The sequence below is a fragment of the Candidatus Poriferisodalis sp. genome, from assembly GCF_965208925.1.
Classification (GTDB): domain Bacteria; phylum Actinomycetota; class Acidimicrobiia; order Acidimicrobiales; family Poriferisodalaceae; genus Poriferisodalis.
Map to the genome: position 1 here is coordinate 536,032 of NZ_OZ242364.1, position 22,601 is coordinate 558,632.

The 22,601-nt window shown below is 67.6% G+C and carries 17 protein-coding genes; 5 read left to right on the forward strand and 12 right to left on the reverse strand.

Annotated elements, in window-relative coordinates; all coding sequences use genetic code 11:
- Positions 1 to 36: 36 nt before the first annotated feature.
- Together ACOGI5_RS02240 and ACOGI5_RS02245 are read left to right on the forward strand one after the other, a co-directional pair.
- Positions 37 to 1,167 carry an Ldh family oxidoreductase gene (locus ACOGI5_RS02240; RefSeq protein ID WP_419862845.1) on the forward strand — a complete coding sequence of 377 codons (1,131 nt, stop codon included), beginning with the start codon at positions 37 to 39 and terminating at the stop codon, positions 1,165 to 1,167.
- A complete protein-coding gene (locus ACOGI5_RS02245) occupies positions 1,164 to 2,330 on the forward strand; it encodes an acyl-CoA dehydrogenase family protein (protein WP_419862846.1) in 1,167 nt (388 codons plus the stop codon). Before ACOGI5_RS02240 ends, ACOGI5_RS02245 begins: the two co-directional genes overlap by 4 nt.
- Positions 2,331 to 2,388: 58 nt before the next feature.
- On the opposite strand, the gene ACOGI5_RS02250 is transcribed toward ACOGI5_RS02245, so the two are convergent.
- From ACOGI5_RS02250 to ACOGI5_RS02270, 5 genes are all read right to left on the reverse strand, one after another.
- Positions 2,389 to 4,062, reverse strand: coding sequence for a thiamine pyrophosphate-binding protein (locus ACOGI5_RS02250; RefSeq protein WP_419862847.1), 1,674 nt, complete (start codon positions 4,060 to 4,062; stop codon positions 2,389 to 2,391).
- A 124-nt stretch (positions 4,063 to 4,186) separates the two neighbouring features.
- Positions 4,187 to 4,771 (reverse strand): DUF4389 domain-containing protein, encoded by a 585-nt coding sequence (locus tag ACOGI5_RS02255; RefSeq protein ID WP_419862848.1) that lies wholly within the window; start codon positions 4,769 to 4,771, stop codon positions 4,187 to 4,189.
- A 66-nt stretch (positions 4,772 to 4,837) separates the two neighbouring features.
- Entirely contained in the window at positions 4,838 to 5,422 is a 585-nt protein-coding gene (locus ACOGI5_RS02260) for a DUF4389 domain-containing protein (protein ID WP_419862849.1), read from the reverse strand.
- A gap of 60 nt (positions 5,423 to 5,482) precedes the next feature.
- Entirely contained in the window at positions 5,483 to 6,334 is an 852-nt protein-coding gene (locus ACOGI5_RS02265; protein ID WP_419862850.1) for a phytanoyl-CoA dioxygenase family protein, read from the reverse strand.
- A gap of 37 nt (positions 6,335 to 6,371) precedes the next feature.
- On the reverse strand, positions 6,372 to 7,955 hold the full coding sequence (locus ACOGI5_RS02270) for an FMN-binding glutamate synthase family protein (RefSeq protein ID WP_419862851.1): 1,584 nt from the start codon (positions 7,953 to 7,955) through the stop codon (positions 6,372 to 6,374).
- A 124-nt stretch (positions 7,956 to 8,079) separates the two neighbouring features.
- Here ACOGI5_RS02270 and ACOGI5_RS02275 point away from each other — a divergent pair, with 124 nt between their 5' ends.
- The gene (locus ACOGI5_RS02275; RefSeq protein ID WP_419862852.1) at positions 8,080 to 9,174 is read left to right on the forward strand and encodes a sucrase ferredoxin; all 1,095 of its coding nucleotides are present in this window, start codon (positions 8,080 to 8,082) and stop codon (positions 9,172 to 9,174) included.
- Positions 9,171 to 10,394, forward strand: coding sequence for a CaiB/BaiF CoA transferase family protein (locus tag ACOGI5_RS02280; RefSeq protein ID WP_419862853.1), 1,224 nt, complete (start codon positions 9,171 to 9,173; stop codon positions 10,392 to 10,394). Before ACOGI5_RS02275 ends, ACOGI5_RS02280 begins: the two co-directional genes overlap by 4 nt.
- A 56-nt stretch (positions 10,395 to 10,450) precedes the next feature.
- Here the strand turns inward: ACOGI5_RS02280 and ACOGI5_RS02285 are convergent, their stop codons facing one another.
- The 5 genes from ACOGI5_RS02285 to ACOGI5_RS02305 form a co-directional block, all read right to left on the reverse strand.
- Positions 10,451 to 10,972 (reverse strand): shikimate kinase, encoded by a 522-nt coding sequence (locus ACOGI5_RS02285; RefSeq protein WP_419862854.1) that lies wholly within the window; start codon positions 10,970 to 10,972, stop codon positions 10,451 to 10,453.
- A gap of 56 nt (positions 10,973 to 11,028) precedes the next feature.
- Positions 11,029 to 12,633, reverse strand: coding sequence for a trimethylamine methyltransferase family protein (locus tag ACOGI5_RS02290; RefSeq protein WP_419862855.1), 1,605 nt, complete (start codon positions 12,631 to 12,633; stop codon positions 11,029 to 11,031).
- 1 nt (position 12,634) lies between these two features.
- Positions 12,635 to 15,145 (reverse strand): GcvT family protein, encoded by a 2,511-nt coding sequence (locus ACOGI5_RS02295; protein ID WP_419862856.1) that lies wholly within the window; start codon positions 15,143 to 15,145, stop codon positions 12,635 to 12,637.
- Between the two features lie 207 nt (positions 15,146 to 15,352).
- Positions 15,353 to 17,947: a GcvT family protein gene (locus ACOGI5_RS02300; protein ID WP_419862857.1), complete on the reverse strand. Its 2,595-nt coding sequence runs from the start codon at positions 17,945 to 17,947 to the stop codon at positions 15,353 to 15,355.
- Between the two features lie 10 nt (positions 17,948 to 17,957).
- Entirely contained in the window at positions 17,958 to 19,196 is a 1,239-nt protein-coding gene (locus ACOGI5_RS02305) for an alpha-hydroxy acid oxidase (protein WP_419862858.1), read from the reverse strand.
- 24 nt (positions 19,197 to 19,220) lie between these two features.
- Between ACOGI5_RS02305 and ACOGI5_RS02310 the strand changes: the two genes are divergently transcribed.
- Entirely contained in the window at positions 19,221 to 20,510 is a 1,290-nt protein-coding gene (locus tag ACOGI5_RS02310) for an aspartate aminotransferase family protein (protein WP_419862859.1), read from the forward strand.
- Positions 20,511 to 20,546: 36 nt separating this feature from the next.
- On the opposite strand, the gene ACOGI5_RS02315 is transcribed toward ACOGI5_RS02310, so the two are convergent.
- Both ACOGI5_RS02315 and ACOGI5_RS02320 read right to left on the reverse strand, forming a co-directional pair.
- A complete protein-coding gene (locus ACOGI5_RS02315) occupies positions 20,547 to 21,611 on the reverse strand; it encodes a zinc-dependent alcohol dehydrogenase (protein ID WP_419862860.1) in 1,065 nt (354 codons plus the stop codon).
- A 43-nt stretch (positions 21,612 to 21,654) separates the two neighbouring features.
- The gene (locus ACOGI5_RS02320; protein ID WP_419862861.1) at positions 21,655 to 22,473 is read right to left on the reverse strand and encodes an alpha/beta hydrolase family esterase; all 819 of its coding nucleotides are present in this window, start codon (positions 22,471 to 22,473) and stop codon (positions 21,655 to 21,657) included.
- Between the last annotated feature and the right edge of the window lie 128 nt (positions 22,474 to 22,601).

Below are 22,601 nucleotides of genomic sequence, written 5' to 3' on the forward strand. Positions count from 1 at the left end.
ACACGCATCGAACCCGGCGGAGGGTGAGCGACCGACATGACCGAATCAGGCACGCCCAGCGAGACACTGCCCCGGGGGATTCCCGACGACCGGCCTGCGGAGGGCGACGACAGCGCGCCCGTGTCGTTCCGCCTCGACGAGCTACGACCGTGGGGCATCGCTGCCTACGTGGCGGCTGGCATGGCTGCCGACGATGCAGCAACCGTGGTCGACAATCAGCTCTGGTCGGACCGGCGCGGTGTCGACACCCACGGCTTCCAGCGGGTCAGCTGGTATGTCAACTGGTTCCGTGACGGCACCACCGACCCGGCTGCCCAATGCGAGATCGTCACCAGGACACCGTCGGTATTGGTGGCCGACGGGCATCATGGTCTCGGCCAGCTGGTGATCACCCGCTTCATGGAGCAGCTCATCGAAGCGGCCAAAGAGAGCGGGCTCGTTGTGGGGGTCATCCGCAACTCCAACGACTGGGGATGCGGGGCGAACTATCCGTACCACGCGGCCGAGGCCGGCTTCGTGTGCTACGGCACCACGACGTCGGTGCCCAACCTGGCGCCCTTTGGCAGCCGTCGCAAGCTGTTCGGCAACAACCCGATCGTGTGGACGTTCCCCCGCCGCGACCAGCCGCCCATCGTGCTGGACATGGCGATCACGCCGGTTGCGCTGGGCAAGGTGCTGCGGGCTCGCTCCGAGGGCGCGGAGATCCCGGTGGAGTGGGGCTTCCTGGACCGGGACGGCAACCCCACGGTCGATCCCGATGTGGCGATGCGCGGCATCGTGCCGGCAATCGGCGGTTACAAGGGCATCGGCATGATCACGGCGTCGAACATCGCTGCGGGGATCCTGGCCGGATCAGCCCATACCGGTGACGTGGCGGTCGGCTGGCGAGGGCAGTTCTTCCTGCTGATGGACCCGGGCGTATTCCGTGACCGTGAGGGCTACTACGACGACATCGAGGACATGGTCGGCCAGATTCGGGCTGCAGGCGAAGAGGACGTGCTGCCTGGCCAGACCGTGTACCTGCCGGGCGAGCTGGAGCAACTCGAGATGGACCGGCGCAGTGCTGCCGGCACGGTCAGCTATCCCGCATCGGTGGTCCGCTCGCTGAGCCGCGTCGGCGACGAGCTGGGCGTGCCGTTCGACTGCACACCGGCGGCGGCGTCATGAGCGGCGTCACCAGCGACAAGATGCTGGCGCTGGCCGCAGAGTGGGGCTCAACGTTGCGGGAGCGCAGCGCTGAGATCGACACGCTGCGGCAGCTGCCGCAGGACCTGGCCGATGCGCTGGCCGCTGATGGCTTCTACCGCACGCTCGTCCCGCCGGCGCTCGGCGGGATGGGCCTGTCGCCCGCGGTCGTGGCCAACATCAGCGAGGTGCTGGCGATGGGCAACGCATCTGCAGCGTGGTGCACGTTCATCGGATCGACCTCACAGATCATGTTCGCTGCGCTCGAGGCGCCCCAGCTCGCCGAGATCCTGGAGAACCCCGATGTCATCACCGCCGGCGTGTTCGCTCATTCAGGGACGGCGACCGCCGCGCCGGGGCCCGACGGTGCCGACGGCTACCGGGTGCAGGGCCGCTGGGCGTGGGCATCGGGCTCCCACAACTCGGAATGGATCTCGGGGGGCGTGCAGATCGACAGCGGCGACGGCCCCCGGCCGGCGCTGGGCAGGGCGTTCTTCCGGCCCGACGACATCGAGTTGCACGACGACTGGTATACGAGCGGGCTGCGAGGCTCCGGATCGAGCACATTCGAAGCTCACGACGTCTGGCTTCCCGCCTCCCGCATCGCCTACGAGCGCACCATCCTGAAGTCCTCATACGCCGCTGAACCGCTGTACCGCATGCCGCTGTTCGGCCTGCTGGCGCTGCCGATCGGCGCGATCGCGCTCGGCATGGCCCGCGCCTGTGTCGATGAAGTCATCGACGTCGCCAAGTCGAAGGTGCCCCAGGGTTCGCGGCGCACGCTGGGCCAACGGCCGTCGCTGCATTCGGCAGTGGCGGTCGCAGACACCGAAGTGCGCGCTGCGCGGAATCTGTTGTATGCATCCATTGACGCTGCGTGGGAGCGGGCGCAGCACGGTCTGTCGGATCTGGAACTGCGGCGTGACCTGCGCACCGCGACGACCCATGCGATGCAGACGAGTCTGCGCGTCACGCAGTCCATGAACGCCGCCGTCGGCGGCACCGCCGTCTTCGAAGCATCACCGCTGCAGCGCCATCTGCGCGACGCCCAGACTGCTTCGGCTCACTTCATGGTGGCCATGCCGGTCATGGAATTGGCCGGCCGCACTTACTTCGACCCCGAAGCCGACACCTCCGGCCTCTAGCCGGCAGCTACTGCAGGAGCGGCATATTGCCGCTCGATGGCGACGGCACGAGTACCGCTCAGCTCTCGCGGCGGCGCTGGTGGGCTGGGAGCGGGAACGTGATCGGGATCAGCGCAGTGAGATCGATGTCGATCAGCGACGGCCCGACCGGGCCGGCGTCGCCGCTGGCCCGAACCACCGCTTCGCCGAAGGCAGATTCGAACTCGGCGACGCTGCTGACTCGCTTGCCGGGAACACCCATCGCCTCGGCCACGCCGACGAAATCGATGCCGCCGATCTCGGTGCCGTGGTGTTCGTCCCACAGCGCGTCTTGGATGATGCGCAGCACGCCGTAGCCGCCGTCGTTGAAGACGCAGACGATGACCGGCAGGCCATGCTCTGCCAGGGTCGAGATCTCGCCGATCGACAGCATCAAGCCGCCGTCGCCCTGGATCACCACGGTCGGCTGGCCGGTGGCCAGCGCGGCGCCAACAGCCATCGGCACGCCGGGGCCGATAGCGGCGTTGGCCGCCCGGATCGATGTGCGCGGCGCCACGATCGGCAGCAGGCGGTTTCCCCACATGTAGCCAGGGACCGTGGTGTCACGCACGATGCGGGCCTCATCGGGCAGCATCCGGCGGATCGCATCGCAGATCGCCGCGTGGTCTGGTCCGATCTCGTCCCGCATCGCCTCCATGTCCGACGAGCGATGCTTGCGGGCCCGCTCCACGTAGCCGTCGTCGATGGTGGGCGCTCCGTCGCCCAGCCGTTCGAGCAGTCCGGCCAGGCTGAGCTTGGCGTCGCCCACGACGGCCAGCGACGCCGGGTAGTTGAGACCGATCACGCCAGGATCGGCGTCGAGGTGGATCAGTTCGTCGGGCAGGCCCAACGCCCACACCCGGGTTGCGTAGTTCTGGAATCGGGTACCCACGGCCAGCAGCAGATCAGCCTCGGCGAACACGTCGGCCATCTGAGGCCGGTCCGAGCGGAAGCCCAGCGACAACGGGTGCAGCTCGCTCAGAGCGCTGCGGCCCTCGATGGTGGTGACTACCGGGGCGCCGAGCCGCTCGGCCAGCGCCGTGAGCTCCGGAGAGGCATCAGCGCTGACAACACCGCCTCCAGCCCAGATGAGCGGCCGCTGCGCTGCCGCCAGACGCTCGGCTGCATCGTCAAGCAGTGCATCATCAGGTCGCAGACGTGGCACCGCGGCAGAGCCTGCGATCGGCGCCTCGCCGACCTTGGCGTACTGGAAGTCGATCGGGACCTCCACGGCGCCGGGCTGCGGCCGGCCGGTGCGAATGTCGTCGGCGACGCGGGCAATCTCGGCCGAGATCTCGCTCGGATGGCGCACCGATGCCACGCTGCGGCACACCGACCGCAGCATCTCGACCTGCTGGTCATTCTCGTGGAGGAAGCCCTTGCCCTTGCCGTAGAAGCGCGACTCGGTCTGACCGGTGACCATGAGCACGGCCGAGCTGGTGAACGCCGCCTCATAGAGGCCCGGCACGGCATTGGCGGCACCAGGCCCCGTCGAGGTCAGCAGCACGCCCATCTCGCCCGTTGCGCGGTAGTAGGCATCGGCGGCATGCGCGGCGGCCTGCTCGTGGCGGACCTTGACCACCTCGATGTCGTCATGGGTCGACAGCGCCTCGTAGATCGGCAGGTTGTGAACGCTGACGATGCCGAACACGTGCCGCACGCCCAGGCGCGCCAGCGTCGCCGCGACGGCCTCGCCGCCGGTCATCTCACTCATGGCAGTCACTCACCTCGGGCCTCGCTCATCGCCCGCACGGTAGCCCTGCGGCACCGCAGATCGCCCGCAACGACACGCCGAGGCAAGACGGTCCGCTGTCGCCGGCAGCCGCGCTGCCGGCGGTTCAGGCGTCGAGGCTGAACGGCGGGTACTGATCTGTCAGCAGATGCAGGTAGGCGTTCATTCGCAGGTTCACCCCGAACCACGAGACGACCCACCCGCGCATGCCGTCGGGCCAGCGGCCGGTGAACAGCACAGCAAAGAAGCCGAGCACTACCAGTACAGCGGTGATGAGACCGGTGATCGCGGTGAACACGAAGGCCGGGATCACCAGAATCAGACGGAACAGCACCGTGAGGCGGTTGCGGTCGGTGAGCTGAGGCTCGAAGTCGACCGCGACCGGCGTGTCGCCGGGTTCTGGCGCCGACATGTCGAACTCGAACGGCGGGTACCGCTCGTGCAGGAAGTCGAAGTAGGCGTACAGCCGGATGCTGTAGCGGAGGTACATGGACTGGAAGTCCGCCAAACCCTTGGGCAGCTTGCCGGTGAACACGATGGCGAGCCAACCGAACAGGTTGAGCAGCCAGGCAATGTGCTGCAGGATCTCGAAGAGGATGAGGTGAGGGATCAGCAGCAGCCAGTGGACCAAGGGTCGCCAGTTGGCGATCCGCTCCGGTGATTCGACGGTGACGGAAGCCGGGTAAGCCATGCCGCCGAACCTACTTGGAGGCTCAGAACAGCCGGGGCATCGCCCAGCGGCAGGCGGGAACTGGTCTTATGCGGCGGTGCTGAGCGGCGGGTACCTGTCAGTGAGCATGTAGATGAAGGCCAGGTAGCGCGCATGGGCCCGGTAGAACCCGGTCACGAAGTTGCGCATGCCGGTGGGCCAGCGTCCCGTGATCAGAATGATGAGGTACGCGATCGTCACCACCACGACAACGAGATAGGAGTAGACGGTGACGAAAACGATCTGTGGCAGCCCGTAGATCGGACGGAACAGCGCTGCCAGACGATTGCGGTTCCCCGGCGCCACTTCGACATTCACCGCCACCGGCGAACCGCCCGGATCTTCTGCCGAGGAAGAGAACTCAAACGGCGGGTACTGGTGATGGATGATGTGCACGTACGACAGCACGCGCGGGTAGTAGCGGATGTACATCGTCTGGAAGTTCGCGATACCTGCCGGAAGCTTGCCGGTGATGAGAACCGCGAGCATGGTCAAGATCGCGAGCAGCCAGGCCACCACGTGGAACACGGCGAGGATCACGAAATGCGGGATCAGCAAGATCCAGTGAACAAGCGGTCGCCAATTCGCTACGCGATCCGGGGCGTCGACGGAAACCGAAACTGGGTAGTCCATACGGCAAAACTACTCGCCCCTACACCGTCGCTTGGGACCCGTCCGGGGGCGACCGCTGCGCTATGCGGCGACGAGCGGGAACTTGTGGTCGTCGGCGGGGTATTCGCCGGGCACTGACGTGGTGTCGTCGTCCGACACGATGGGATCGCAGCCGGGGTGGGGATACCACACCGCGTCGTCTCCCAGCCAGCGGGTGGACAGCGCCACCCGACGGTGGTCGCCCGCATTGCCCGGCGAGCCGTGGATGATCCACGACGAGAAGAACAGCGCATCGCCTGGCTCGACGTCGAACCCGATGATGTCGTAGGCGGCTCGGTCGGCCTCGACATCGGGCATCTTCTCGCCTTCGAAGTCGGCCATGAAGCCCTTCTTGCCGTCGAAGGACTCCGGCGCGTAGTAGGCGTCCCAGCCATGCGAGCCGCGCACGAACTCGAGCGAGCTCTCCGCCACCGTCACCGGCGTCATCGCCACCCACGCCGAGCAGATCTGCTTGCCCAGAAAGGGCCAGTAGGGGATGTCCTGGTGCCACGGCGTCGGGTTGGCCGTCCGCGGCTCCTTGATGAGCAGGTGATCGAAGTAGAAGCGTGCCGTACCCGAACCCATCAACGCCGCGGCCATCTGCGCCATTCCCGAGTTGAACACGAAATCGCCGATGACCGGATCGATCTCCCACCGGTACCGGCTAGTGAACAGCCGATTCTCCGGCGCTCCTGGATTCGTGTCCGACACCCACTTGCCAGGCTCGCGCAGCTGCTGGTCGGCCACGCCGAGCACCCGATCGACCCACTCGTCCGACACCGCATGGGTCACCTTCACCACACCGTCTGCTGCGAACACCGCCTTGTGCTCGTCGGTGATGCGCTCGGCGGCATGCGAGCTGGCCTGGATCGGGTGGCCGTAGGGACGGCTCATGGCTCCTCCTCGACGAGAACGCCGCAGTTGGCTGCGGCTAGGCGGCGTCCGCTGACGATTCCGATGCGAGAGAGTCTGCCAGCGCTCCGGCGTCGGTTTGCGCGTCCTCAGCCGTACGGGCGCTCACCGCCTCCAGCAGGCCTGCGATGCGGGCTGGGCTGTGGGTGCGCTGCGGGGTCACGCCGAAGGCGTGGTGGGCAGGAATGAGATCGCCGAACGGGCTGACCACGTTGACGTTGTCGCCTCCGATGAGACCCGGGTGCTCGACGCCGCAGGCATCGGCCAGCCGGAACAGCTCCTTGCGCAACCCGATGACGTAGTTGGCCAGCCGCACGCTCTTGAGCGTGGGGTCGAGGCCACGCGAGAGCCACTTGTTCTGCGTCGCCACGCCGGTCGGGCAGTGGTCGGTATGGCAGCGCTGCGCCTGGATGCAGCCGATTGCCATCATCGGCTCGCGAGCCACGCCGATCATGTCGACCCCGATGTTGAATGCCAGGGCTGCGGGGGCGGGAAAGCCCAGCTTGGCGGAGCCGATCATCACGATCTGGTCGGTGAGGCCGGCCTCGCCGAAGGCCCGGTGCACGATGCCGAACGCCCGCCAGAACGGCAGTGCGACGTGATCGGTGAACACCAGCGGTCCCGCGCCGGTGCCTCCCTCTGCACCGTCCACCGTCACGAAGTCGGGTCCGCGGCGTGTTTCGGCCATGTGCTCGGCCAGCTCGGTCCAGAACGCTTCTTGGCCTACCGCCGACTTGATGCCGACTGGCAGACCGGTCGCCCCGGCTACCTCTTCCACGAAGTTCACCAGCTCAGCCACGCTGCCGAACGCCGAATGGCGGCTGGGGCTCACCACGTCTCTGCCGACAGGCACGCCGCGCGCCTCGGCGATCTCAGGGCTCACCTTTGCCCCGGGCAGCAGACCGCCGACACCGGGCTTCGCCCCTTGGGACAGCTTCACCTCGATGGATCGCACCGGCGCCCCGTCGACGGTTTCCAGCAGACGGTCCATCGAGAACGTGCCGTCCGGGTTCCGGCACCCGAAGTAGCCCGTCCCCATCTGGAACACCAGGTCGCCACCGCTGCGGTGGTACTTCGAGACACCGCCCTCGCCGGTGTTGTGCATGCAGCCAGCCAGCTTCGCGCCGCGGTTGAGCGCCTCGATTGCCGTTCCCGACAACGACCCGAAGCTCATGGCCGACACGTTCACGATCGACGCCGGCCGGAAGGCCTTCTCGCGCTCTCGCCAGGCGCCCATGATCTTGCCGCACGCCAGAGGCGCATCGTCTGGCACGGTGCGGCCGAGCGGGAACGGGCTGTGGCGGAACGTGATGTGGCCGGGCTTGTCGATCTCGTCGTCGGTGCCGAAGCCGAAGTAGGTGTTCTGCTGCTTGGCGGTGGAGTACACCCAGCGCCGCTCGTCCCGGTTGAAGGGCCGCTCTTCCTCGTTGTGGGCGACGATGTACTGGCGCAGCTCCGGGCCGATCTTCTCCAGCAGGAAGCGGAGATGGCCGATGACCGGGTAGGTGCGCAGGATCGAGTGGCGCTTCTGGACGCTGTCGTGGATGAACACGAGCAGCAGGAAGACCCCGATGATGATCAGCCCCCACAGCCACCACGGCACGACCCGAACCTACCGCGAGCCCACCTGGCGCCGTAGCCGCAGCACCTTTGGGACGTCCTGGGGCGCAGTCGCTCAGGGCAGAGTTCACCCGGCCTGTCTGGGCATGGCTTCCTATGCTGGCCCGATGGCAGCGGATCCGGACGGCACAGCGCCTCGACCGGCGCGGCCGACGTTGCGGAATCCGCCGCCGCTCGAACCAGATGTGCTCGCGCTTCTGCCGGCGGCCGACGAGGCGCCGCGCTGCTCAGCTCACGCCTCCGGCATCGGTACCGACCCGGGCGGCACCTCGATCGCCGCCGACGCCGTGGCACTGGTGGAGGTGCCGCTGCCATGGTCGAAACCGGTCTTCGCGAACGGCGTGCTCGAGGGCTTCAAGCCCATGATGGGTCTTCACGTAGGTTCCACCCGGGTGCTCGCCGCCGTGCCGCCCGACGAACGCGACCAGCACAGCCGGATCCCTGTCGTGCTGCACTGGCGCGTCGGGGTGGGCACCCAGTCGGCCTACTTCGAAGCCGACGGCCCCGAGGGACTCCGTGGGCTGTTCGCCCACCTCGCCTATCACTCGCCCGCAGACCCCGTACCGCAGGGAGCGGGCTTCGCTTCTGTCGGGTACGCCGCGAACGAACGGGCTGTTCTCGTCTGCACCCAAGGCAGCCATGACGTGTGCTGCGGCAGCGAAGGCACGCGCCTCGCCGCCGATTTCGAAGCGGTGCTGCGCGCGTACCGGGCTGCCGATGTCGACGAGCCCTATGCCGGCGCGCCGACCGCTGGCGGGCGGGTCACCGTGTATCGCGTCAGTCACACCGGAGGCCACCGCTTCGCCCCGACGGCGATGACGCTGCCTGACGGCCGCATGTGGGCCGGCATCGAAGCAGGCGAGGTCGCCACGATCTTGGACCGGACTGCCGATGCGGCCGCGATGGCATCGCGCTGCAGGGGCTGGTGGGGGGCGCCGACCGGGCCGGCGCAGGTTGCCGAGCGTGCCGTGTTCGCGCGGATCGGCTGGCCCCTCGAAGACATGGCCCGCCAGGTCCGCTTCCGGCCCTCCGGGGACGGCTGGGACGTCGAGATCGTCGCGGCTGAGGCCGGACGGGCATGGACGGTGTCCGTGGAGGCCGGGCGGACCGTGCCGACCATTGCGTGCCGAGCGCTCGGCGGTCTTCCGGCGAAACCCGCGACAGAATTCAGAGTCACCGAGATCTGGGAGACATCGAGATGACATCACCGCTGGAGGGCATCCGCGTCGTCGAGTTCGCGAATTTCGCTGCGGCACCGTCTGCGGTGGCGATCATGGCCGACCTCGGGGCTGAGGTGATCAAGGTGGAGGCCATCGGCGGAGACCCGATCCGCGGGCTGATGAAGCAGGCCAAGCTGCCCGAGGGCGCGCACAATCCTGACGTGGCGTTCCAGTTCATCAATCGGGGCAAGCAATCAATCCAGCTCAATCTGGAGGACCCCGACGGCTCAGCGATTGCACGGCGCCTCGTTGCGGCCTCTGATGTCGTGGTCATGAACCTGCTGCCCGAGCGCCGTGATCGCTTCGGCTTGGGCACCGACGACCTGCTGTCGCTGAAACCCGACCTGGTGATCGGCGTGCTGTCGGGTTACGGCGAAGTGGGAGACGAGATCGACCGGCCGGGCTACGACGTGACGGCCTTCTTCTCCCGGTCAGGCTTGTACGGCGCCTCGACGCCTCCCGGAGGCGCCCCGCCGCACGCCCGACCCGGCCAGGGAGATCACACCACGAGCCTGGCGTTCTTCGGCGCGATCATGGCCGGGCTGCGCGCCCGGGACGTGACGGGCGAAGGGCAGATCGTGGAGTCCTCGCTGCTGCGCACGGCAACCTGGACCATCGCCATCGACATGGCCACGTCGCTGGTGGACGGCCGTCCCAACACCGAGCGACCTCGTGAGAGCGGCCTGTCGCCGATGCTCGAAGCCTTCGAGTGCGGAGACGGTCGGTGGCTGCACTTCACCATGCCCGACACCGGCGACGCGTGGCAGCGCTTCTGCAAGGCCATCGAGCGCGAGGACCTGCTGGACAACCCCGACTACCAGACGGGCCGGCAGCGTTTTCGGGCCATGCGCGCACTGCTGGCCGACATCGACGACACCCTCAAGTCGCAGCCATCCGACTACTGGATGCCGCGGCTCGACGAGCACCGCTGCATCTGGGCGCCGATCAACGACACCGCACAGGCAGCGCAGGATCCGCAGGTGCGCGCCACCGGAGCGTTCGAGACCATCCACCACCCCGAGGTCGGCGATTTCGACACGATCGCTGCCCCATTCCGCATGCACAACTCGCCCGATGTAGGCGTGCGCGGCCCGGCCCCGCGCGCCGGTGAGCACACCGTCGCCGTGCTGGGCGACCTGCTCGGCCTCGACGAGAGCGAGATTGCCGACCTAGCCGAACGCGGCATCGTCGCTTCCGACTGAACGCCGCCCGACGATCCGCCTCCGTTCGACCGCCGCCAGACCTGTGCTGATGCGATTCAGGCTTCGAGGCGTTTGATGATGTCCGTCGCTACGTCGTGCGGAGTGCCGCCGTCAGTACGGACCTGCTCGAACTGCCCGTAACCGGCCGCCCGCTCGTCGAGCAGGCGGGCAACAGCGGCAGCCGGGTCGTCGCCGGACAGCAGCGGCCGCACCGGGCCGTCGACATCGGCCTGCAGGCGGCCGATGATCTCCTCAGCATTGGCAATCAGGCAGAAGACGCGGCCCGCGGCGGTCAACACAGCTGCATTTGCCGGGTCGAGCAGCATCCGGCCGCCGGTGGCGATGACGTGATGCTGGCTCCGGGCGACCTCAGCAGCCACCTCTCGCTCGAACGCTCGGAAAGCATCCTCGCCCTGCTCGGCGAAGATGGCGTCGATCGGTCCGTGCCGGGCCACGATCACGTCATCGGTGTCCACGAACGTCCAGCCCAGCTCGCGCGCGATGAGCCGGCCCACGGTGGTCTTGCCCGAGCCCATGAAGCCCGTCAGCACCACGTTCCGTTCAGCGACTCGGGTCACGGCTTCACGCTACGAGGCCGAGCCTCGGACCCGAGCGGCCTGCGAGCGCGCCGAAGCTAGGACGCGGCAGCCTCGAATGCTGGGCCTTGGGGTGCCAGACCGATCGGGAAGGCGTCCCGGATGGCTGCGTCGACAGCGGGGCTGATGTGCGACGGCCAATGGCTCTCCAAGGTGGCCACCACATGGTCGTGGGCCACATCGTGCGCAGCCCGACTGCCCGCCTCGGTCCAGTCCTCAGGAGTATCCCGGTTGGACACCAGCGGGTACAGGTACTCGGTCTCCATGAGCTCGAGCGTCTGCGGTGAGCCCAGGAAGTGACCCGGCCCGGCAATGACCTCGCCGATGAGCTCGGCTGACAAGGTGTCGGCATTGACCTCGATGCCGCGCACGGTGCGGTTGATGGCACCCAGCATGTCGTTGTCGATCACCAGCGCCTCGTACGAGCAGGCCAACAGGCTCGCCAGCATCCCCGCTGACTCGTAGACGATGTTCGCTCCGGCATGACCGGCGAGCCCGACGTTCAGGCCCTTCTCGTAGCCGGCCTGGGCGTCATTCACCTTGGAATCCGTCATACCCGCCGCGACGCCGGTGGGCAGCCCGAGCCAATGGCCGACTTCGGCCGCGGCGGCGTTGAGGATGCCTTCCTCACCCGATCCCCCGCTCATGGCACCCGTGCGCAGGTCGGAGACAAACGGCCACAAGCCCAGCAGGCAGGGATGCCCGGGCGACAGCAGGTTCACGAAGGTCAGTCCGCCGAGGCACTCCGCCACCGCCTGCGCCAGAGCACCGGCGAGCGCTGCGGGCGCAGTCGCGCCGGCCTGCAGGGCCGACAGCAGGTTGATGGGCATGCCTGTACGCACCTGTGCGACCAGGCATCTCGCCGAGTCGTACGCGAAGCGCAGCGGTGGGACCACGAAGGTGTTGTTCGCCGCGATGAACGGGCGCTTCGCGAACTCGCCCTCGCCGCCGAGCACGAGGTCGAACATCTCGACCGACTCGTGCACCCACTCGGGCTCGAACCACGACGATCCGCCCGGCTTCGTAGTGCTGCACATCACGGCGTATGCCGTGGTCATGTCGAGGTCACGGGTCTCGACCATGTCACGGGCCACCACCGTGCGCACGTAGAAGTGCAGGTTGTCGAGCGTGTCCACCAGCCGGCCGCAGTCGTACACGTCCTGCGCAAGCGAATCGCGGAACGTGCCGGTCTCGTGGTCGTACATCATCACCGCAGCGCCTGACGTGCCGAAATAGACGTGCTCGCCGCCCACGTGCACCGATTGGTCGTCGTCGAAGCCGTGCCAGATCCACTCCTTGGCCGCAGTCTCTATGGCGCGCTCGACGACGCCGCGAGGCAGGTGGATGCGTCCGTTGTCGTCGACCCACCCGCCGACAGGCGTCGCCGCTTCGACGAACTCGTCGAGGGGGTCGCCCATGCCGACGTCTTCGAGCAGCCCGAGCGCGGTGTCGTACACCTGCTGCATATCGCTCTCGGTCAGCGGTTTGAATCGTCCCGCAGGCAAGCCTGGACGGACCGGTCGTCGGTCGCGTTCGGGAGCCGCTTCGCGCACGGCGATGCGGCCGGCTCGGCCACCGCCGCGGCGTCGGCGCGGAGCTTCCGGGGCCTCGGTCGACGATGAGTCGCTGTCGCTCAAGTTCATCTCAGGCTCGCAGTGCCGCGTTGCGGGGGTCGTAGGCGGCCTCAGCCAGCACGGTGGCTGTGCGCCGCTCGCCGAGCAGGTCCAACTCGAACATGCTGCCGGGGGCCTCGAAGCGGGGATCGACATAGACGAACGCCAGGCTGCGGCCCACGGAGTGGCCCCAAGCTCCGCTGGTGCCGATGCCCATGGGCTCGTCGCTGCCGGGCGCGAATGCGGGCTCGTTGCCGCGCACGTCGTTGTCGCCTGCGTCCACCTCGCAGTACACGAGCACCATCGACAGCGGCTCGCCGTTCTCTTCAGCTTCGCAACGCGCTACGGCCGAATCGCGGCCGATGAACGGGCGGCTGTAGTCCACGAATCGTCCGAGGCGGGCTTCGATCGGCGTGATCTCGGTGGTCAGCTCGCTGCCCCACGCCTTGTAGGCCTTCTCAATACGCATCACGTTCATGGCGTAGCTGCCGAAGTGCACGAGGCCATGAGGACCACCGGCCTCGACGACCGCGTCGTACAGCCGGTCCAGTTCGTCCATGCCGCAGTGCAGCTCCCACCCCAGCTCGCCGACATAGGACACCCGCAGCGCCTTGGTCGCAACGCCGGCCACCGTGACCTCCTGGGCGGTGAGCCAGCTGAACGCGTCATTGCCGAGGTCGGCGTCGGTCAGCGGCGCGAGCACGTCGCGCGCTCGTGGCCCCGTGACGCCAAGGATGGCGGTGCTGTCGGTGGCGTCCCGCACCTCGACCTGCTCACCTGATTCGATGTGGTCGCGCAGCCAGTCCAGGTCGTGGCTCTGGCCCATGATCGCCGAGGCCAGCCAGAACCGGTCCGATGCCAGGCGGGCGATCGTCATCTCGCACTCGATGCCGCCGAGCGTCGTCAGCATGTGGGTGAGTCGGATGCCGCCGTCGCGTCCCGGCAGGCGGTTGGCCGACAACCGATCCAGCAGTGCCGCGGCGTCGCGCCCGCTCACCTCGAACTTGGCAAATGCGCTGAGGTCGGCCACGCCCACCCGTTCGCGCACGCCGCGCACTTCGGCGCCGACGATGTCATGAGCGTTGGAGCGGCGGAACGAGTGCGCTTCAGGTGTGCCCTCGGGCGAGAAGTACTGCGGTCGCTCCCAGCCGTAGATCTCCTGCCACTGCGCGCCCAGCGCGTCGAAGCGCCCCCACAGCGGTGTCGTCTTGACCGGTCGACCGGCGTCGCGCTGCTCGCCCGGCAGCCGCACTTGGTACATCTCGTGGTACTCGTCCAGCGCCTTCTCCAGCGCGAACTGCGACTTGGGCCCGGTGTGATCGCCGAAGCGCCGCGGATCCATGCCGCGCACGTTGATCTCGGTCTGCCCGTGGACCATCCACTGCGCCAGGAACCTCCCGGCGCCTGGGCCCTGAGTGATCCCGATGGACGCGCCGTTGCAGTGCCAGTAGTTGCGCACCCCCGGTGCAGGCCCCATGAGATAGCCCGAGTCGGGGGTGTGGGTGATCGGTCCCGACACGACCTGCTTGATCCCGGCCTCCGACAGCACGCCGATGCGTTGCTGTGCGAAGTCCAGACATTCCTCGAGCACGTCGAGGTCCTCGCCGGGCAGGTGAAAGTGCAGGTCCCAGTCGATGCCGTCCACGCCGTACGGCCGCGACCCGGACATCTCGTACGGTCCGATGAGCAGGCCGTCGATCTCCTGGCGGTAGTAGCAGGAGGCTCGCGGGTCACGCACGACCGGCAGTTCGAAGTCGAGCGCCTCCACCTCGGGCACGGTCTCGGTCACCAGGTACTGGTGGATGACCGACACGATCGGCACGTCGAGCCCGATCATGGCGCCGAGCTGCGGCGCGTAGTGCCCCGCGGCGTTCACCACGTGCTCGCAGTGGATCGTGTCCTGCTCGTCGTCGCCGCCAGACTCGATTGCTGTGCCGTTGCGGCGCCGACCCGGATCGGCACCGCCACGCACGATGGTGACATCCCAGCTGCCGTCGGGACGCTGCGACATGCCGGTCACCAACGTGTGGCGCATGATCCGGCAGCCGAGATCGCGGGCACCCTTCGCCATGGCGTTGGTGCAGCTCGACGGATCGGTCCAGCCGTCGTTGGGCGTGAAGAAGCCGAGCCGTACGTCGTCAAGATCGGTCAGCAGCGGGTGCCGTTCGGCGATCTCATCGGGCCCGATGAGATGCGACTCGACACCGATCTGGGTGAGCATGGCGTGGACGTAGTGGTGCCAGTCGGCTTCATCGGCCGTGCGCGCCAAACGGATGGCGCCGCAGCCATGCCAGCCCGCAGACAGCCCGGTCTCGGCCTCCAGCTGCGGGTAGAGCGCGATGGCCTCCTGATGGACCTTGGCCATGTTGAGATCGCCGATGAAGTTCGGGATCAGGCCGGCCGCGTGCCAGGTCGACCCAGAGGTCAGCTCGCCCTTCTCGACCAGGATCGTGTCGGTCCAGCCCTCGTGCGCGAGGGCATACAGCAGACCGGCCCCCATCGCCCCGCCGCCGATGATGACGCAGCGCGCTTGTTCAGGCATGCTCAGCCATGCCGGGCCTGCTCACTCATAGACAGGTCCCCAGTTGTCCGGGCCATGTTCGGGCCGGGCCCCCCGGGTGCCGACCCCATGGCATGCCGATGCGGTGCGCGCAAATTATCACTCACTCCGCGCATGTCTGCGCGTTTGTGGGCATCTGGTTGCACAACCTGAAAGTTGGACTTGCAGATTGTGCAGTTATGCGACGGGTTACATGCGGACGCGCTGGTTGGTGGGGTCGTAGAAGCTGCGGATCGAAGGCGTGGCCTCGATGCGGCGGTCGGCGATCTCGATGTCGAAGCTGCCGACGTCGAGCCATGACTTGGTGACTGCCTGCGGCTCCGGGCCGTCCGCCGTCGGATGGGTCACGTAGCCCATCGCCAGGCAGCGATCTTCGGTGTAGCTCCACATTGCCGACGTGACGCGGCCGACAAGCTCGCCATCGCGGCGGATGGGTTCATCGTGGTAGGCGAGCACGTCGGGGTCCTCGAGCCGGAATTGGATCAGACGCCGCGTTCGTGGCAGCAGGCGCTGCTCCTCCAGCGCGGCGCGGCCGATGAAGTCCCGCTGCTTGTCCCACGCAATGGCGAAGCCCAGCCCTGCCTCGAGCGGCGAGTCCTCATCGCTGATGTCGTGGCCCCAGTGGCGGTAGCCGCATTCGAGGCGCAGCGTGTTCATGGCGTGGTAGCCGGCGTGGCCCAGCTCCAGCGACTCGTCGGCCGCGGCGGCGTCCCTGAGCGCCTCGTACACCGCGACCGCATCCGCATTGGGGACGTAGAGCTCCCAGCCGAGCTCGCCCACATAGCTCATGCGAATCGCCAGGACAGTCTTCGGGCCCCCCGATGACGCGATGTCAATGTGGCAAGCACTGCCGAAGCCGAACGACTCGTTGTCGAGCGGGGCGCCGGTCACCAAGCCGAGCAGCTCCCGTGAACGCGGCCCCATCAGCCCGAGCACCGCCCAGTCGTCGGTCACGTCCGCAATCTCGACATCCTTGCCTCGGCAGTGACGGCGCAGCCAGGCCCAGTCCCGGGTCTGGCACGCAGCCGAGGTGACCACCCAGAAGTCGTCGTCGCCCAGCCGGGTGACCGTCAGGTCGGCCTCGATGCCTCCCCGCTCATTGCACCACTGCGTGTAGACGGCCCGGCCGGCCGGCACGTCGACATCGGCGACGCTCAGCGTGTCGAGCACCTCGAGCGCATCGGGGCCGCGCACGGTGAACTTGACGAACGACGACTGGTCGAACACCGCCACACCGTTGCGAACCGCATCGCACTCGCTGCCGGAGTTGTCGAACCAGTTCTGCTTGCCGTAGCTGTAGCGGTACTCGCGCTCCTGGCCCGGCTCGGCGAACCAGTTGGCCCGCTCCCAGCCGGCCGTCTCGCCGAACACCGCGCCCGCAGTGTCCATGGCATCGTGCAGCGCGGAGCGGCGCTGGTCGCGTGCGCTCGTGTACTGGAAGAACGGCCAGTGCATGGCGTAGAGCAGCCCGAGGCTCTCGCTGATGCGCTCGCCGAGGTACGTCTCATCGGCCTGGAACGGCATGGCCCGCCGGATGTCCACTGCGCACAGGTCCATCGGCGGGTGCCGGTCGGCGATCCAGTCGGCCAGCACCCAGCCCGCTCCGCCCGCTGACTGGATGCCCACCGAGTTGAAGCCTGCGGCGATGAAGCAGCCGTCGACCTCGGGGGCCTCGCCCAGGTAGTAGGTGCCGTCGGGCGTGAACGACTCGGGGCCGTTGAAGAACAGCTGCACCCCGCAGTCGGCCAGCACCGGAATGCGGTGGCACGAACGCTCGTAAACCGGGCCGACATGGTCCCAGTCCTCGTCCAGCGTCCCGAACTTGAAGTCGCGCGGGATGCCGCCCAGCCGCCACACCTTGGCGGCCGGCTCGAAGAAGCCGACCATCAGCTTGCCGGTCTCTTCCTTGAAGTACGTGAAGTTGGTGGGGTCGCGCACGATGGGCGTGGAGGTGTCGAGCCCCTCGAGCGGCTCGGTGACCACGTAGAAGTGCTCGCAGGCTTGCAGCGGGACGTTCACCCCGATCTGCGCGGCCAGGTGGCGGGTCCACATGCCGGTGGCCAGCACCACCGTGTCGGTCTCGATCAGGTGGTCTCCCCCGGCGGCTTCACCGGCGGCGCTTGCGGTGCCGGGCATGAGCTCAGTCCGGACACCGCTGATGGCGCCGTTGCGGGTCTCGAGCCCGGTGACGGCAACGCCCTCGACAATGCGGCATCCGCGGGAGCGCGCACCCTTGGCCAGCGCCATCGTGACGTCCACCGGTGACACCATCCCGTCGTCGGGCAGGTACAGCGCGCCCACCAGGTCGTCGGTGCGCATCAGCGGCCACATCTCCGACAGCTCGTCCATGTCGAGCTGTCGGGATTCCACGCCGACGGATCGGCCCATCGACGCACCGCGCAGGATCTCCTCCCAGCGCTCGGCGTCGGAGGCCACCGAGATCGAGCCCGGCGCCCGGAATCCAGTCGCTTGACCCGTCTCGTCCTCCAACGCCTCGAACAGGCGCACCGTGTAGGTAGCCAGCTTGGTCAGGCTGTAGGTCGCCTTGAGCTGCGCCGCCAGCCCGGCCGCGTGCCAGGTAGTGCCCGAGGTGAGCTGGTTCTGCTCGAGCAGCAGCACATCGGTGATGCCGCGCCGCACCAAGTGGTACGCAACGGCGCAGCCCACGACGCCGCCCCCCACCACGACCACTTCGGCACGATCTGGGATCGTGCGCTGAGACCCCGCGCGCTCGGGAAGGGTGCGGTCGCGCAGGGCGCGCCCGGGTGAGGTCTGTTCTGCCATCAATGCCGCCTCAGACGCGTTCGAGCAGGTCGGGGGTCAGATCCGCGGTCGAACGAACACCGTTGAGGCGCATCGTGCGGGTCATCCCCTCGACGAAGTAGTTGAGCACCCAGTCCACGCCGGTCTCGCCGGCCGCACCGAGGGCATACAGGTACGCCCGGCCGATCATGGCCGAGTCGGCTCCTAGCGCCAGCGCCTTCACGATGTCGCTGCCGCGCCGGATGCCGCCGTCGCAGATCACCTCGCAGCGATCGCCGACCGCCTCGCGGATGGCCGGCACGCACTCCACCGGCGCGGGGGCACCGTCGAGCTGGCGGCCGCCGTGATTGGACACGATCACGGCGTCGAGCTCCATGTCCGCCGCGATTTTGGCGTCATCCGGCGACAGCACACCCTTGAGCATCACGGGGCCGTCCCAGCGCTCGCGGAACCACTCGATGTCGTCCCACGACAGCGACGGGTCGAACTGGCTGTTGATGTAGTCGGCCAGCGCCACGGCGTCGCCGCCGTCGCCGCCGGCCGCCCCCTCGCAATTCGAGAACTTGATCGGCTCGTTGCTGAGGAAGTCCAGCAGCCAGCGCGGGTGCAGCAGCCCGTCGATGATCGTGTCGGGCCCGAGCTTGGGGGGAAGGCTGAAGCCGTGCCGCACGTCGCGCTCACGGCGTCCCAGCACGGCAGTGTCCACCGTGATCATGATCGCTTCGTAGCCCGATGCGGCCGAGCGCTCGAGCAGGTCAGCCATCAGCTCGCGGTCGCGCCAGACATACACCTGGAAGAACTTTCGCCCTGCGCACGCCTCTGCCACCTCTTCGACCGAGCGTGTGCCCATGGTCGAAAGCGAGTACGGGATGCCGGCCCGTTCAGCGGCACGCGCCACGGCCAGCTCGCCTTGGGAATGGGCGATGCGGTCGAAACCCGTCGGAGCGATTACCAGCGGGATCGGCACTTCGGTGCCCAGCACCTTGCCCGAGATGTCCACCTCGCTCACGTCGCGCAGCACACGCGGCCGGAATTGCCAGCGGTGATAGGCCGACACGCTGCGCTCAGCGCTGACCTCGTCCTCGGCCGCCCCGTCGATGTAGTCGAAGCAGCCGCCCGGCATGCGTCGCTTCGCCATTCGGCGCAAGTCGGAGACGTCGGCTGCCCGGATCAGGTGTCGCTTGTCGGCATCGTGCTCGAACTCGCCGAACTGCATGACGCTGCGGGCCGTTTCGTAGGCCTGCGACACCCAGCTCGTCAACCCCGCCATGATTGCGAACTCTACGATGTCGCAATGGCCACAAACGCCGAACTGGCAGAGCGTTACCGCGCAATATTGCCCAGCTTCATCAGCCCGCTGTACGAGCGGCCGGTGTCCATCGACCGCGGCGAGGGGAGCTACGTATTCGACAGCGAAGGCACCCGCTACCTCGACTTCTTCGGCGGGATCCTCACCACCATGATCGGGCACGCCAATCCAGTCGTAGTGGAGGCCGTGCAGGCCCAGGCAGCCAAGGTGATGCACACCTCCACGCTGTACCTGAACGAGGAGATGATCTCGTTCGCCGAGGAGGTGGCCGCCGTCTCGGGCATCCCCGATCCGAGAGTGCTGTTCACCACCTCAGGCAGCGAGGCCAACGACACCGCGATCCTGCTGGCGACCAACTACCGCAACAGCAACCAGGTGCTGGCGATGCGCAACAGCTACCACGGCCGCTCGCTCACCGCCCAGGCGATCACCAGCCACCGAGCCTGGTCCACCAGCAGCTACAGCGGGCTCGACGTCCAGTTCGTGCAAGGCGGCTACCGGCTGCGCAGCCCGTTCAGGCACCTCGACGACGACGCCTTCACCAATGCCTGCGTGGAGGATCTCGTCCAGCTCATCGACATGACCGACTCGGGGGGGTTCTCGGCGCTGATTGCCGAGCCCATCCAGGGCGTGGGCGGCTTTGCCACGCCGCCCGACGGCTTTTTCGGGGCGATGGGCAAGGTGCTGCACTCGGAGGGCATCCTGTTCATCTCCGACGAGGTGCAGTCGGGCTGGGGCCGCACCGGCGAGCACTTCTGGGGCTACGAGGCCCACGGCATCACGCCCGATGCGATCACCTTCGCCAAGGGCGTCGGCAACGGCATCACCCTGGCCGGCATCGTCGCCCGGGCCGACCTCATGAATTGCCTGACGCGCAATTCGATCACTACCTTCGGCGGGAACCCGCTGTCGACCGCAGCGGGCAGGGCCACCCTGCGCTACCTGCTCGAGAACGACCTGCAGGCCAACGCCGCCGCCCGCGGGGAGCAGATGCACGAGCGCCTGGCGCCCGTGTGCGATGCATCGCCGCATGTGGCCGAGCTGCGCGGCAAGGGGTTGATGCAGGGCATCGAGTTCTGCCACGCAGGCAGCATCGAACCCGACGCGGCAACCACGGCTGCGGTGCTGGAATCCGCCAAGGACCGCGGTCTGCTCGTGGGCAAGGGCGGCCTCTACGGCAACGTCATCCGCATCACACCCATGCTCAACGTGACCGAGGCGGAGCTGAACGAGGGACTCGACGTATTGGTGGGGATCCTCGAAGCGCTCGACTGAGCGGCAGACTTCAGTCGATGCTGCGGTAGCCATTCGTCAATCGAAGCTGACGGAGACTTTGAGGGCTCCGGCGTCGTGGGGTTCGTGGGCGAGCCGGAAGGCGTCGCCAATGTCGCTCACGTCGAACACGTGGCTGAGCAGCGGGGACACGTCGATGTCGCCGGAGGCGATGAGCTGCAGCGCCTGGCGGAATGACATGGCGCCTGGCTCGTCCTGCGCCCCGTAGGTGCTTGCGGCCGACAGCCGCTTGCGGAAGAACTTCTGGAAGCGCACATGGATGTTGTCGTCGGTCGACGGCAGCCCGAACCACAGGAGCTGCCCGTCCATGCGCACCAGCTCGACCGAGTCCAAAAAGGTGTCCGAACGCCCCACTGCCTCCACGACGTAGTCGGCACCGCGGCCGTCGGTCATGTCCTTGACTGCCTCGATGACCCCGGCGTTGCCGAGCTCAGCGGCATTCAGGCATTCGTCCGCGCCGTAGGCCTCAGCCACCGCCAAGCGGGTCGGCGACAGGTCCGAGACGATGACCCGCTCGGCGCCGGCTCGTTTCAGCAAGTAGGTGAAGAACAGCCCCGCCGAGCCCTGGCCCATGACCATCACGGTCTCGCCGGCAACGTCACGTGGATGCTGGCGCATGGCATAAATGACAGTGCCGAGCTGCTGGCCCATCAGCAGATGCGAGCGCGGCACATCGCCGGCCGGCAGCGGCACGCAGTAGCCGGAGTTGATCCGCTGGAAGGCGTTGAAGCACTCGCCCACCGGCGGGTTCGGGAACGTCAGCACGTGCGTGCCCTCGGGCAGGCCCGGCGCCCGGCTCTCCACCACCATGCCGATGCCTTCGTGACCCGGGAACCCATGCGGGCACGGAGGACGGTGGGCAAGGCCGGCACCCATCATCACCATGTGCAGGTCGCTGCCGCAGATCGACGCCATCTCCGACCGGATGAGCACGTCGTAGTTCACCGCCGTCATACCCAGCGCGGCGTCCGGCCGGGACGCCGGGGCGGCGTCCGAGGAGGCCTCGTCGAGCGGCGGCACGGGAATCTCTTCGCACTCCATGCGCCCGACGTCGACCATGCGGCCGGCTTTCATCAGTTCCATCTGCCTGCTCACTCCTCACGCGCCGAGCGACGGCTGAATCTGCTCACTCGTCCAGCGAATATTGGCTCATGAACGCCCAGCCGTCCGCGGTTGCGTCGAGGCCGGACGCTTCGGCGGCGGGGTACTTGCCAGTGCCCTTGTCCCAATGCGAGCCCGGCCAGATGTGCCCGGCACCCTCCATCGCATAGAAGCGCAGCGCCACATCGCCGTCGCAGTCGGTGTAGCTCGTGAGGGTGGTCACAGCGTCGAACATGTTCTCGGCCATCGTCGTGCAGTTGAACCCAGCGGCGAATTCGGCGACTTCGTCGGGAATGATCTCCGCGAAGAACGCATCCAATTCCTGAGCCTTGTCGTCATCGATGTCTGCACCTTTGAGCAGCACTGAGGTGCTGCTGTCATCGAAGGGCACAACCTCGTCGGCGGTCCCGTGGATGGCTCCCATGGCCACCGGGCGGGAAGGTTGGCAGCCGTCGGGGCGGCTGATGCCGCCGACGGAGAATGTCGCAGCGATCCGGTCCGCCAGTCGGCAGACGAGTTGGGCACTGAAGTACCCGCCGTTGGAGAAACCAGTTGCGTACACGCGCTTCGGGTCGATGCACCCCTGGGCGGCGACCTGGTCGATGAGGTCGCTGACGAACTGCACGTCGTCTCGCCCTGGGTTGTCTTCCCCGATGCCCTCCCAGTTGCGGGTGGCGCCCCATTCGTTCGTCTCGACCAACAGCCCCGAGGGATGCACCGTCACGAAACCCTCTGTCTCGGCCAAGTCGGTGTACCTCGTGTACGCCGCCTGAGAGGCCCCGTCGCCGCCCAAGCCATGGAAGTTCAAGACCAGCGGCGCATGGGAAGGGGCTGCTGCAGGCACGTACAACAGATACCTGTACTCATTGCCTCCCGATGTCAGGCGATGGCGACTCTGCGTTCCAGCAAGCTCGGCATCGGGCACGCAACCTGTGGGCGTTTCCACCGCCTGATCCGTCGACGTGCACGCCC